This window comes from Lachnospira sp. (genome assembly GCF_016290755.1).
In the GTDB taxonomy this organism is placed as follows: Bacteria; Bacillota; Clostridia; order Lachnospirales; family Lachnospiraceae; genus Lachnospira; species Lachnospira multipara.
The window spans coordinates 139,436-152,151 of record NZ_JAEEVD010000001.1 but is presented as its reverse complement, the minus strand read 5'-3'; the positions used below and the strand labels follow the sequence as shown (position 1 = coordinate 152,151).

Annotated in this window: 14 protein-coding genes; all 14 read left to right on the top strand. The window is 28.7% G+C overall.

The annotated features are described in order from the left end of the window. Positions 1 to 285 precede the first annotated feature (285 nt). The 14 genes from QVA17_RS01075 (at position 286) to QVA17_RS01015 (ending at position 12,568) form a co-directional block, all read left to right on the top strand. Entirely contained in the window at positions 286 to 480 is a 195-nt protein-coding gene (locus tag QVA17_RS01075; protein WP_287385827.1) for a hypothetical protein, read from the top strand. 480 nt (positions 481 to 960) lie between these two features. Continuing rightward, a complete protein-coding gene (locus tag QVA17_RS01070; RefSeq protein ID WP_287385825.1) occupies positions 961 to 1,203 on the top strand; it encodes a hypothetical protein in 243 nt (80 codons plus the stop codon). An 801-nt stretch (positions 1,204 to 2,004) separates the two neighbouring features. Next, on the top strand, positions 2,005 to 2,250 hold the full coding sequence (locus QVA17_RS01065) for a hypothetical protein (protein WP_287385823.1): 246 nt from the start codon (positions 2,005 to 2,007) through the stop codon (positions 2,248 to 2,250). A gap of 639 nt (positions 2,251 to 2,889) precedes the next feature. Next, positions 2,890 to 3,153, top strand: a complete 264-nt coding sequence (locus QVA17_RS01060; protein WP_287385822.1) for a hypothetical protein — start codon at positions 2,890 to 2,892, stop codon at positions 3,151 to 3,153. A gap of 1,634 nt (positions 3,154 to 4,787) precedes the next feature. Further along, positions 4,788 to 5,030 carry a hypothetical protein gene (locus QVA17_RS12655; RefSeq protein ID WP_442911561.1) on the top strand — a complete coding sequence of 81 codons (243 nt, stop codon included), beginning with the start codon at positions 4,788 to 4,790 and terminating at the stop codon, positions 5,028 to 5,030. Between the two features lie 1,275 nt (positions 5,031 to 6,305). After that, positions 6,306 to 6,626, top strand: a complete 321-nt coding sequence (locus QVA17_RS01055) for a hypothetical protein (RefSeq protein WP_287385820.1) — start codon at positions 6,306 to 6,308, stop codon at positions 6,624 to 6,626. Positions 6,627 to 7,061: 435 nt separating this feature from the next. Next, positions 7,062 to 7,217, top strand: coding sequence for a hypothetical protein (locus QVA17_RS01050; RefSeq protein ID WP_287385819.1), 156 nt, complete (start codon positions 7,062 to 7,064; stop codon positions 7,215 to 7,217). Between the two features lie 705 nt (positions 7,218 to 7,922). After that, a complete protein-coding gene (locus QVA17_RS01045) occupies positions 7,923 to 8,183 on the top strand; it encodes a hypothetical protein (RefSeq protein ID WP_287385817.1) in 261 nt (86 codons plus the stop codon). A gap of 572 nt (positions 8,184 to 8,755) precedes the next feature. Beyond that, on the top strand, positions 8,756 to 9,130 hold the full coding sequence (locus tag QVA17_RS01040) for a hypothetical protein (RefSeq protein ID WP_287385803.1): 375 nt from the start codon (positions 8,756 to 8,758) through the stop codon (positions 9,128 to 9,130). 222 nt (positions 9,131 to 9,352) lie between these two features. Beyond that, positions 9,353 to 9,652 carry a hypothetical protein gene (locus QVA17_RS01035; protein ID WP_287385801.1) on the top strand — a complete coding sequence of 100 codons (300 nt, stop codon included), beginning with the start codon at positions 9,353 to 9,355 and terminating at the stop codon, positions 9,650 to 9,652. A gap of 319 nt (positions 9,653 to 9,971) precedes the next feature. Beyond that, a complete protein-coding gene (locus QVA17_RS01030) occupies positions 9,972 to 10,208 on the top strand; it encodes a DUF192 domain-containing protein (protein ID WP_330635120.1) in 237 nt (78 codons plus the stop codon). Positions 10,209 to 10,487: 279 nt separating this feature from the next. Then, a complete protein-coding gene (locus QVA17_RS01025; protein WP_287385800.1) occupies positions 10,488 to 10,808 on the top strand; it encodes a hypothetical protein in 321 nt (106 codons plus the stop codon). 701 nt (positions 10,809 to 11,509) lie between these two features. Further along, positions 11,510 to 11,746, top strand: coding sequence for a hypothetical protein (locus QVA17_RS01020; protein WP_287385799.1), 237 nt, complete (start codon positions 11,510 to 11,512; stop codon positions 11,744 to 11,746). Positions 11,747 to 12,184: 438 nt separating this feature from the next. After that, positions 12,185 to 12,568, top strand: a complete 384-nt coding sequence (locus QVA17_RS01015) for a hypothetical protein (RefSeq protein WP_287385797.1) — start codon at positions 12,185 to 12,187, stop codon at positions 12,566 to 12,568. Positions 12,569 to 12,716: the final 148 nt, after the last annotated feature.

Sequence of the window (12,716 nt, the reverse complement as noted above, 5' to 3'; positions counted from 1 at the left end):
ATGTTATCTATATCATAACATGTATACACATTTTATTAAATTTAAACATGAAGATATAGGTTTTGTAATGACTTTTGATAATTTAGAGTGTGAAGCTGAAATAGCTAAAATAAAAGACCACCCTTTAAATATGCAAGATTTAATCAATAACAACATATGAGTAAATAGGCTGTAAATACATTTAAACAAGGATTAGTTATGGATTTAAATCCTTTAGCAAATGACAATAAATCTTTAACTAATGCTTTAAATGCTACATTCATTACTTAGAATGGTAATGAATTAATGTTACAAAATGATATGGGTAATGGGCGTATTAATAAAGTACGTCTAGAAGATGGTTATATACCTGTAGGAATAAAAGAATATGGTGGAATTATTTATATAGCATCTTATAACCCTAAAAATGGAAAAGGTCAGATAGGATCATTCCCATATCCAAAATTAGAATGGGATAATTGGAATGATTCAGATTTATAGAATACTAAAATTACTTTAAATTAGCTTTACGGAGATTTTTATATTTCAGCCTCTACGTAGGATGGTTCTAGTTGTATTGTCGATTTTTATGAAATACTGAATAATACCACTAAAATACCTTTATTAATAGATAGTTCTGGAGAATAGTTGAAAATAAGATCTGGAGATTCTTTTTCTATAAAATTTAGTGATTATACTATAGACTTTTTAAACAGTAATAATATTAGTATAAAACTTGTAGTAAAAACTTCATCCAATTATTATACAGTATCAGAAAATAAATCTGATATATTAGAAGGTAAAACATTCATATATGATGGATCTTATTCTGGTTTAGTATATTTATAGATAGATCTAATTACTTATGACAGTTTTGAAGTAGACTATTTAGTAAATAACGGGCAAGCTATAATATATCCTAGAGCTATAAATAATAATAGTTTAGACGTTTATACTAATGCTGTAGTGCTAGATTCTCCTATGGATAAAAGAGACTACACTAAAAATACTACAAACTTAGATTGTAATCTATACCCTTATTCAAAAAGTATAACAGTAGAATCTGGTAAATCTTATGTTATTTATCCTGTAACTGTAGATGGAGGATACATAGAAAATCTTAAGAGAGAATTATACATTCCAGATAGTTTATCTGATAATAATATTTCACAATTTAAATATACTGTAAATGATAATCTTCTAAAATTATTATATGAATTTTAGTATCATGAAGATACTTATGATGAATTAGGCAATATTCAATATGAATACAGATTTTATCCTATAAAATCTATTTAGAATATTATAAATTCAAGTTATAACTTATAGGATTTATATAAAACTGAACTATATACTCTGGAACTTAAAAAAGGAGGTTACAACACTAAATCGGGTATAAGATACCTCGAAACAGAATTACCTGATAATGATATTTATTTACTAGTAGTAAGTTGTAATGAAGAGGTTTTATTTACTAGATTTGTATATGGAACTTCTAGATATAATGATTACTATGATTCCTATAATGATTTTAATCTAATTCCTAAAGAAAATTCTGAAGTTGGATATACTTTAGATTCTAACATATTTTAGCCAGAATTATACAGTATAACTCATAAACATTTTTATAGTACTTCAAATGAGTGGAGAGATTCTTAGGAATTGGTGAAATATTCAGAGGAATAGTTTGCTGAAGATTAGGAACTACCTGCTAAATTTGGTTCTGAAATAGGTATATTACTAAGAAAAACAGCAGATTCTATTGTAGAGTGTACTCCTGATGAAAATTATAAATATATTTTTGATAAAGATTCTTTTTCTATACCTATAGACGATTTAATATTAACTATTAAAAATTATGAGGATCTTCCTCAAAAAAATTCTAATAATAATATAGAATATCCAACTTATAAAGAACCTATTATAAATTCTATAGAACAAAGTTTTTAGTTTTATAGATATATAGGATCTTCTTCTGATGATGGAACTATTTAGCAAGATAGAATATTAAAAACTATTGCTCCAGTGTTTGATCCTTATAGTACTAGTGAAGAATTACTTGGATATAATTACAGTGATACTTATATTGATACAGTAATATGTGCTAAAAAGTTTCTATCTTATACATATAGTAGATTTATGAATCCTATTGTAGATTCTACAGTAAGTACTCCTTCTGATTTTGATTTAAGTTGGGAAGCCTTCTACGAGGAGGATGCTGAAGAAGATGAATCATTGTCAAGTGGTAGTGTAAAATTAAGTAATTTATAGGCAGCTTTAGAAAGTCATTCATCTTCAATATTTGACATATTTGCTGGTGGAAATCCTGGAAATTCGGATCTTGCATCATTAAAAATAAAGAGAACTTTAAATATTGATGATAATGCTGGAATATGTAGTGCTCATGGAGATTAGATACATGCTAATGATGATTGGATGATAGCTACTTGCCTTAATATAAAAGGAAAACCCATGCCTATTAATTTAGCAAGTAGGTGTGTTAGTAAAGTATTTTCTAATGGCACTTTTGTAGGTCCCTATATTGATAGTAACGGTAGTTTTGCAAGAGTTACTTAGTCAGATGAATCTAAAAGGCCTTTACTTAATATAAATTCTTTAAAAGAATTATCATATATTAATGTAGCTAAAAAATTATAGTGTCTCTTAAGTCAAATATTTACACTTCAAAATTTAGATAAAAATATATATCTAATAGGACCTTCTTTAAATACTTTAAACTTTAATATATAGGATAATTCATATTTTGACTATACTTGTAGTTTAAAAAATAATATTTTCACTAGTGAAATAGACAATATTCTAGATACTATAGCAACTTCTTTATACAACATAAATCATACTAACAATTGTTACGCTATAAATTATATAGGTTCTGTAATTGGTGAACTTATGGAGAATACTTATAATTATGGTCATTTAGTTAATTTAGACAGCTCATTATATAATCATATTTTGTCACAGTATGAAAATGCTTATGATAATGCAGAAATTTTAGATGAGTCTAATGGTTTTTATGATGATGAAATATATTTTTTAGATGCAGAAAAATTAGACACTAGTTCTTATATGAATAATATAAGTACAGATACTGAAACAAATGAAATATGGAAAAATTCAGGAATAAGTTTTAACGGTAGTTTTCATTGTTTCTAGTATGATTTAGGAAAATTTGATGTATCTCTCTTAAAATAGAGTAAACCTTCTAATCCTTATGATTGTATAATAGATTGGACAGGAAAATTATGGAGAATAGGTCCATTAGCTAACAGTTTTATTACAGTATTTAAAGCTTAGAGAGAATATTCTAATGTTGTATCTGAAATTACTAATAATTACATTTTATTAAATAAATTAACTGCTGATATAAAAACTTAGTGGGAATATCATAGTAATACAAATGGACCTGGTATAGCATATGTAGATTTTGGAAAAAGAGGTTTATGTATGAGCAAGAATTTTTTCTATATCTTGAAAAATTTTAGTAATAATAACACAGGTTTTTAGAATAGGCTCGTAGATATTATTAATAGGAATGAGTTTAATGAACTAAAAGAAGGTGGGTACTATGAAACAAGTACTTAATAAATATTATGGATAAACCTGTTATAAATATATTATCTTAGAAAGCTTCTATTTTAAAAATGGAAGGAGATCTAGTATATGATTATAATCCCCTTAGAGTATTTAGAATTAATAATCCAAATCAAGATTATTTTTAGTTTAGTTTTAATTCTTTAAAATTATTAGAAAATATTTCAAAATAGGATTACTTATTATCTAATACTGGAAAATATGATCATATCTTAAATCGAGACGGTGAATTCTATTTAAATGGGGAAAAGATAACTGAATAGTATATAAAATAGAATTATGTCAATATTTACTAGTAGAGTAATAATACTTATTATTACTATACTTATAAGTAGGACTTTAATTTACAATCGAACTAGATTATAAATTTAGATACTAATTTATTACATTTTAGTATTACAAGGCCTTTACTTATAGATGCTCAAGAGGCTTATGACGGTTCTGTAAACTTAATAATTAATGACGGTATAACATTTCCAAAACTCATAAATACTAGATTTACTTCTATTGGTAATAATAAATATAAAATTATAGATAGGAGTGGAGATAACGATACTAATATATACAATCAAAGCACATTTGATACTGATATTTCCCTTTAGAAAATAACTAACGGTATTGTAGATATTCAATTTAATGGAGTTCATGGTAATGGTAATTTACCAGTAGGAAATTATGTTTTCTATTTTAAATTAGCTGACGATGACAATAATACTACTGATTTTATAGGAGAATCTTCTATAGTAACTTGTCATAAAGGTAACTTAAATGATCCATTTTCTATAGAGGGAGGTGTAGAAGACTAGAATAGTTATAAACAAGTGCATTTTACTTTAAATAACATTGATGCATCCTATAATAAAGTCATAGTATATTACTCAAGACAGACTTCTACAATTACTGGAGTAAATTAGACTAAATATAAAAAGATTCTCCAAAAGTACGATATATTTAATAATAGAGCTGTTATACATATTTCTGGATTTGAAGATACTGTGGATAGTACTTCGTAGGAAATAAATGCTCAATATTAGGTAATAGGTAGTGCTAAAGCATAGGCTATATAGTAGAATATGCTATTCTTAGGAAATTTAAAAAGTCCTGAAATTAATTATAAGGCTCTAAAAAATTTAGCATTACATTTCTATCCTACATTAAAAAGAAAATCTGTAGGACATGTAGATTAGGACTATAGGATATCGTTAGGTCAAGAAGGAGAATATACTGGGGAATATTATAATACAAATAATATATATCATTATACTGGTTATTGGAATGATGAAATTTATAGATTTGGTATTGTATTTATTTTTAATGATAATACTCTAAGCCCTGTATTTAATATTAGAGGAGCTACCGAAGTTAGTAATGCGGGAACTGTATTTAAGCCTTTAAAATTACTATCTAATAATTCTAAAAATGCTACAGAGGAATCTTAGGAAGTTTTTAATCTATTAAATTCTAATAATGTAAATGAAATATTAGATAATATTTATGAAGTTCCATTCGATGTTGAAACTAATAAAATATAGGGTGACGCTTATTGGGATGGAGATATAAGTTCAAATGCTGAGAATATAAAAGGAGTCTTTAAAATAAATTATAAAGGTAATCAATTAACTAAAGAGGATAGTTATGCTATAGGAATAAACCTTAATGTAGATAATGAGAATGTAATAAAAATTCTTAAAAATTATACAAAAGGTTTCTTTTTAGTTAGACAAAAAAGATTAGCTACAACTTTATGTTAGGCTATTACATTAGGTTATGATAAAATAAGTCATTTACCTCTTCTTCCAGTATAGGAGGGATATATGACAGAAAGTTTTATAAGTAATGAGAGAATTCTAGACCATACTTTCTAGAACAGAATATTAATTAGCCAAAATGGTGTAAAAGGTTTAACAGCTATCGCTCCAGAATATGAAGTAAGATAGAACTATTTTAATACATTATTTACTTCTACTAATTATATAGTAAAACTATCTAATGATTAGTTCTAGACTAAATATTTACAGCATACTGGATCACATTATTATCCTATAAATGAATTAGAAGCAGTAAGTTCTGACAAATACTTAGGAGAAGCTTATATTTAGGCTGTACCTGATTCTACTCCAGCAATTAGAAATAAAAATTATTTATTCTCATCCCAAGCGGGAGAAGAAGCTACTGCATATAGATTTAGTAGTGTATTTAAAAAATCAAAGGCTGAAAAAAATACTAATATAACTAGAGGTAATTGGGCTCCGTATCTAGGTTTTGAATTATCTCGTAGGGGATTTAGTGATAATTTATAGAGAGTAGATATTAAAATTCCTAATTATAGTGTATCAAATATAGAAGAATATTTTTTACAGAGATATCAAGATTAGACTCCTTTTTATGCAGTAACTCCTAGAATATCTTGGTTTGATTACGACTTTAATAAAGGATATACTGCTTTTAGAGGAGATTGCTATATTTGTAATTTTACTCATAGAATGAATAGAAATTTCTAGGATCCTTCATTTCCTATTAATGATGATATTTTGGATGAAGAAACCTGGAAAGATCACTATAAGAGAAATACTGCAAATGGAACTTCCACAAGTTAGGAACATAATATTACGTTTACTATAAAGAATGATGGATCAGTTACTGCAAATCCAGATGAAGACGTAGATATAGTAGAACGTGAGAAAATAAATAGAGGAGATGTTAATGCAGTAAAAATGGGTCACTGGGTTACTTTTAAAGTAATGACTACTCATAATTTATCAATGAGAAGTATTGATGAATCTATAGCTACTGAAGTAGCTACTAATCATAAGGGTAGAACATTTTATCCTCTATATCCTATGAGTGCAGAAGGAACTAATAAAATACCTGATTCATATATTATAAATGAAGGGTATGGTAGAACTACTTCTGAGAAAAACAATTTTGTTAAATCTGATATTCCATTTGAGAAAAATACATTTACAACTAGAATTGCTTATTCTGATATAAGTCCTACTACAAGTATTTCAAATAACTTTAGAGTATTTAGGTAGGGACATTACAGAGATTATAGTAATCAATATGGGGAATTGATAAAATTAGTTCCATTTGGTTCTAATCTGGTATGTGTATTAGAACATGGTATTGGTATTGTAGCAGTTAATGAAAAAGCTGTAGCTGCACAATCATAGACAGGAGTTGCTTACATAACATCTTCTAATGTATTACCTGAGAAAATGACTATCTTAAGTGATATGTTTGGAAGTCAATGGCCAGAAAGTGTAATATTAACTCCTACTGCTATATATGGAGTAGATACAGTAGCTAAGAAGATTTGGAAATGTAATGGTGAAAGTGTACAGGTAATTTCTGATTTTACAGTCCAAAAATTTTTAAATGATAATATAACTCTAAAAGAACAAGAAACTTAGCCTATAGTTGGAATTAGAAATGTAAAGAGTCATTACAATGCTTTTAAAAAGGATGTAATGTTTACATTTTATGATGATTTAAATACTATAGATGAAAAAGTATGGAATTTATGCTATAATGAAGAAGCCCCTGGAAAATTTGTAACTTTTTATTCTTGGGTTCCTTCATATTCAGCAAATATTGATAATATATACTTTTCATTTGATAGATAGGCTTCTAAAGATTTAGCCTGCTTATTTGATTATAATAATAATATAACTTTAGGCACTGGTAAGGATTATGATCATATTATAGATGATAAGGGTAATCTTACAAAATCTATAGAATATAATGATTCAGAGTATTATCAAATGGAAATTGACCGTAAATACAGATCTTCTTAGATATATCAATTGTATGATTCTGTAGGTAATGTAGCTAAGATAGATTACAATTATACTTATAAATAGAACTATACTCTAAAAGTAATAAAAACTCCAGCTGATATTGAAAGAATTCCAATAAAAATCTAGAAATATATAAAAGATATTGATGGAAATTATATTATTGGAAGTGTTGATCATGCTACAGTTGTTGTATGTACTCAACAATATAGGGATAAATTGTAGAATTATTTCTGGAAACATGGGCAAGCTGGATTAATGGATTTAGACATTCCTATTAAAGTTACAAACTGGTATGGGTAGTAGCATCCATTTGAGTTTGAATTTGTAGTAAACGATGATGCATAGATTCATAAGATATTTGATAATCTTATGATAGTATCTTCAAAAGCACAACCTGAATCCATACATTATGAAATTGTAGGAGAAACATATAATTTCTCTAAGGATAAAGAAAATATGTATTATAGATAGGAAGCTACAAAACATTTCTACTAGTATAATGGTTATAATATTTCATATGATTATGATTATATGAAAATTAATCCTAAGCATAGATTTGATAAATACTATCAGTATTATGATAAATCTACTATATTCCCATTAAGAGTAACCAGAAAGGATGATTTAAATACTATTTATGATACATATCAAAGATTAACTTCTGATTATTTAGACTATCAATCTTTAGCAGGTTCTGAAATTGTTTGGGATAAATTGTTAAATGACTTTAAAATTATTACTCATTCCAAAATATATCCTATTGATGGATATGAAGAACTTCCTATTTCATAGTATAACTATTCTCAATTAGTAGACAAAACTGGAGTTTTAGTAAGAACAGAAGTTATAGATGGTGTAAGGCATTTCTATAAATTAATTCCTTATGGAAGAAGGCTAGGTAACGCTGAATATAAAGAAGATAGATGGTTAATACAAATACCTTCTATTAACTATTCAGAATATAACGAACCTAATTGGCCTAATGAAGTACCTCCACTAAATATATATTATCAAAAACTTCCAGAAGAGGAAACCTAGTATACTCTATTATATAAATCTCAACAGAAATTAGTAGATTTTCCAGATTGTGAATTATTTAAAAATAGAGAAGGGGAAGTAATTTATAAATATAATAATTTAACTACTTAGTTAATAGAATCTTCTAAAGATTGGGGTAATATGAAATAGACTAGAATCAGAGATAAATATATAAAAATTAAAGTAAGATATTCTGGAAAAGACCTAGCTGTCATACAAGCTATATTAACCAGTTATACTCAAAGTTTTGCTTAATTATGAATAATTTAAAAAAATATTAGTTAGGGGGAAGTGTAGATATTGGAAACCTTGTTTCTAAAGCTGGGATGTCTGGAGGCCCCTGGGGAACTGTAGGAAATGTAGCTGATACAGTAACTAACTTTTTACCTGCAAATTCTGCTTATAAAGGTAAATTTGGTAACATTACACAGGGTCTTGATTCGGTGTATGATACTGCTTCCAATGTTCTTATGAATGTTAATCCTGTAATAGGAGGTGCTATGAAAGCAATTAAACTATTAAACAAAGGTGTCTCTGCTTTAGGTGGAGGGACTGATGGTATGACTAGAACTGATGCTTGGCTAAGTTCGAATTTCCTGGGATTAACTCCATTAGGACTTATAAATGGTTTTGGAGGAGCTAGATCAGATGTCTATACTAGAGATATGGATATAGATGCTAATACTGGAGGATCTTATTAGGGATTTCTTGATAAAGAAGGTGAAGCAGATTATTACTCTGGTAAAAAATATGGATATTTTTCAAAGGGTGCAAAAGAGGAAGCTAATGAAATGATAGCTAATGTAAATGCCCAATAGATTCGTCTTGGAAATATTGAAGATACTCAAGATTTAAATACTAAAGCTGCCCAGTCTAATCAATCATTTATATCTGCTCGTCAATAGTTTATAAATAATGGCGGAATGACTTATGCAAGAGCTGGTCGTGAAGGTATGAAGATTCAAGATGTAGATTTTGCTAAAAAAGTACTAAAAAAGAAAGTACGTTCTTTAAATAAAGGTACTGTAGTTAAAAAGAATGTACTTTCACATAGTGTTGCCCCAGATATTTCTACCCTAAAAGATGGTGGAAAAGTAAATGTAATACCAGAAGGAGCTTTACATAAAAATAAACATCATCTTGAAGAAATAGACGAAAAATTTGAAGACGTTACCTCTAAAGGAATCCCTGTAATTACAGAAGAAAATGGTGAAGTAAAATAGCACGCTGAAGTCGAAAAAGAAGAAATTATATTCCGTCTTGAAGTTACAAAAAAACTTGAGGAACTTATGAAAAAGGGAACTGATGAAGCTGCTATAGAAGCTGGAAAATTATTAGTAAAAGAGATACTTCATAATACAGTTGATAATGCAAATATTATAGATGGAGAAGGCTGAAATAAAAATAGGTAAAAAGAAATATACTGTAAAACTTGCAAAGACTGAGGAATAGCGAGAAAAAGGTTTAATGGATATAAAAGAAATGCCTGATAATGAAGGTATGTTATTTATATTTGATGAACCTTAGACAGTAGGATTTTGGATGAAAGATACTTATATTCCATTAGATATAATATTTATTGATGATGATTCTGAAGTATTATCTATATATAAAGGAAAACCCTTAGATGAATCTATTGCAGAAGAAGATAATGTAAAATATGTATTAGAACTTAACCAAGATTCTGGGGTAAAAGAAGGGGATGAATTAGATTATGATGAAGACCCCGATGAAGAGTTACCCACTATGAAAGTTATAGGTTCTGATGGTTCTGTATAGATGGAGCTTGAAGGCGGAGAAAGAATATTTAGTCGTAAAAACACTAGAACTCTTATAAGAATGGCTAAACGAGCTGAGGAATCTTAGTCAGATACTGATTATAAAAAACTTGGAAATAAAATATTTAAGTTTATAAAAATTCAAGATAATAGAGAGCCAGAATATGTAGAATTAAAAACTGACTCTAAAGAGTAATTATTTTTTAATAAAAATTTGTTATATATATTATTTATATATATCTTTGCAACAGTTTAACTGTTAAACAAAAAATTTTTAATTATGAGAATTGTAAACAAATACAGAAAATTTCAAGAAGGTGGAGCTGTGCCTGCTGAGGCTGCTCCTGTAGAAGGAGCTGAAGGAGCTCCAATGGGACCTGAAGGTGCCCCTCAAGGTGGAGGAGAAGATCCTCTAATGCAAATTCTTCAAGTTGCTGCTCAAGCACTACAGTCACAAGATTGTCAAGCTGCTATGGCAGTATGTCAAGCATTAATTGAATTAGCACAGGGTGGTGCTGGTGCTGGTGCTCCAGCTGAAGCTGCTCCAGAAGAGCCTACTTTTGCTCGTCAGGGTGCAAAACTTGTTAGAGTTAGAAGATAAACTTATTAAACAAAGTTTATAAAGGGCTTATAGTATTATTATAAGCCCTTTTTTATTAAAAATTAATAACTATTATGGCATAGGTAATTAGAAAATACGCGGAAGGTAATACTATAAAATAGGAGGAGCCAGCTGTAGAAGAGGTTGTAAAAGAAACTCTAGAACCATTTCAACCAGTAGAAAATCCTTCTGTACAGGCTGCTATGGTTCCACAGTAGAAATATGTTATACATCGTGGAGTAAATGAATATGATCCTGCTGCAGTAAGAGATTATATTACAAATGATTATAACTTAAGGGCGTGGGGCCATAATAGAGGTTTGTCTGAAGTAGAATAGGCTAAATTTTAGCAAGCTGTTCAAGATATGCTTGTAGCAGGTATTGATGCTGGTACTTTAGACTTCTAGAATGAGAATGCAATAACTGTCCCAGAACAATTTGCTGGAGATGGTAACTATAATACAAAAGATACCATAGGAGGTTAGAAGGTTATAACAGACGATGATAAAGCTGCTAGAATAGAAGCTGTTAACTATTTAAAAAGTGCTTTTGCTCATGGCTATATTCAACCTAAAGTTAGCAAACAAGCTTTTAATGCAGACCGTATCATTATACAAGCTCTTGCTGAAAAAGTAGGTAATGGTAGTATGGCTGCTTTATAGTCTGTGTGGTCTGGTCTTTCTCCTCTAGAAAGATAGAAAATGTTAAGAGATACTCTTAATCATCTTGATTATCAGAAAATATTTGAAAATTATGATTTTTCTGGTACTGATGTAAAGAATGCTCAAGAACTACATGATAGAATTCAAGCATTACAAGCATCTTTTACAGGAGGAGATCTTACAAATGATAATTATACTGCTGCTGGAAAAGCTGGTATAAGTATTCTTAAAGATCTTATATATGGTCGTGAAAAAAGAAATTCTGATAATACATAGAATCCCCAAAGTACTTAGCCTGCAGCAGAACAAGCTTTAAAAGCTTACGAAGAACAATTAAGAAGTTCTGGTTTGTATACTGAAGACTAGATTCAACAGATGATAGCTGCTAAAAGAGAAGAATAGAAAAAAGCAGCTGATTTTGAATATGATAGAACAGTAAATGGAGAAGCTTATGACTCTTTAGACAAAGAAATAATTGATTTAAGTTTAAATCCTTCTTCTGTAAGTGGTTTAAAATAGACACGTTATGAGCCAGATGAATAGAGTGATGCTAAAGGTTTATCTATTGACATACAAAATCCTAAAACTAATATTGGAGCTTTAGCAGCTAGATTAACTGGAGCAAATGGTTTATAGGAACGTAACAATATAATTTCTGATATTATATCTAGAGGAGGTAATAAAGCTTCTGATAAAGAAACTGTAGCTAACCTTATGTATATTATGAGGACTACTTATGGTAGTGACGGTTTTATATGTTTTGGATATTTTCCAAATTTAGGTAAAATAGTATATGGAGATTTAGCTAATTTAACTATAACTACATCTGCTCAAGGATTAACTGGAGAATGTAAAAATTCTAGCGATTTAGAAGATGCTAAAAGACAATTTGTAGCTCATAAACATTCTAACCTTAACTATGACAATTATTTAAGGTATAGAGATAAAAAGACTAGTACTGCAAGTACTGGTAATGAAGATCAATATAAAGAAGGTGGAATTATAAAAGCTCAAACAGGTGCTCAATTAGGTTCTTTAGGAAATTTAGTAGAAGGTGCTAGAAATATAAAAAACACTAACTACGAGAAAAGAAAGTAGAACGCTGTAGAAAGTGGAGAAATGTCTGAGAAGTAGTTTGTAGCTAATAATAAAGACTCTTAGATTGAAAATTTTACATGGCAAGACGCTACAAGGTTAGGTACTTTAGCTACAGATGTTGGAGCTTTAGTAGCATCCTTTAATCCTG

Excerpts from the sequence above, each read along its gene's own strand:
- QVA17_RS01075 (WP_287385827.1), top strand. The coding sequence starts at position 286 with ATGTTACAAAATGATATGGGTAATGGGCGTATTAATAAAGTACGTCTA.
- QVA17_RS01070 (WP_287385825.1), top strand. The coding sequence starts at position 961 with ATGGATAAAAGAGACTACACTAAAAATACTACAAACTTAGATTGTAAT.
- QVA17_RS01060 (WP_287385822.1), top strand. The coding sequence starts at position 2,890 with ATGGAGAATACTTATAATTATGGTCATTTAGTTAATTTAGACAGCTCA.
- QVA17_RS01055 (WP_287385820.1), top strand. The coding sequence starts at position 6,306 with ATGGGTCACTGGGTTACTTTTAAAGTAATGACTACTCATAATTTATCA.
- QVA17_RS01050 (WP_287385819.1), top strand. The coding sequence starts at position 7,062 with ATGTTTACATTTTATGATGATTTAAATACTATAGATGAAAAAGTATGG.
- QVA17_RS01045 (WP_287385817.1), top strand. The coding sequence starts at position 7,923 with ATGAAAATTAATCCTAAGCATAGATTTGATAAATACTATCAGTATTAT.
- QVA17_RS01040 (WP_287385803.1), top strand. The coding sequence starts at position 8,756 with ATGTCTGGAGGCCCCTGGGGAACTGTAGGAAATGTAGCTGATACAGTA.
- QVA17_RS01035 (WP_287385801.1), top strand. The coding sequence starts at position 9,353 with ATGACTTATGCAAGAGCTGGTCGTGAAGGTATGAAGATTCAAGATGTA.
- QVA17_RS01030 (WP_330635120.1), top strand. The coding sequence starts at position 9,972 with ATGAAAGATACTTATATTCCATTAGATATAATATTTATTGATGATGAT.
- QVA17_RS01025 (WP_287385800.1), top strand. The coding sequence starts at position 10,488 with ATGAGAATTGTAAACAAATACAGAAAATTTCAAGAAGGTGGAGCTGTG.
- QVA17_RS01020 (WP_287385799.1), top strand. The coding sequence starts at position 11,510 with ATGTTAAGAGATACTCTTAATCATCTTGATTATCAGAAAATATTTGAA.
- QVA17_RS01015 (WP_287385797.1), top strand. The coding sequence starts at position 12,185 with ATGTATATTATGAGGACTACTTATGGTAGTGACGGTTTTATATGTTTT.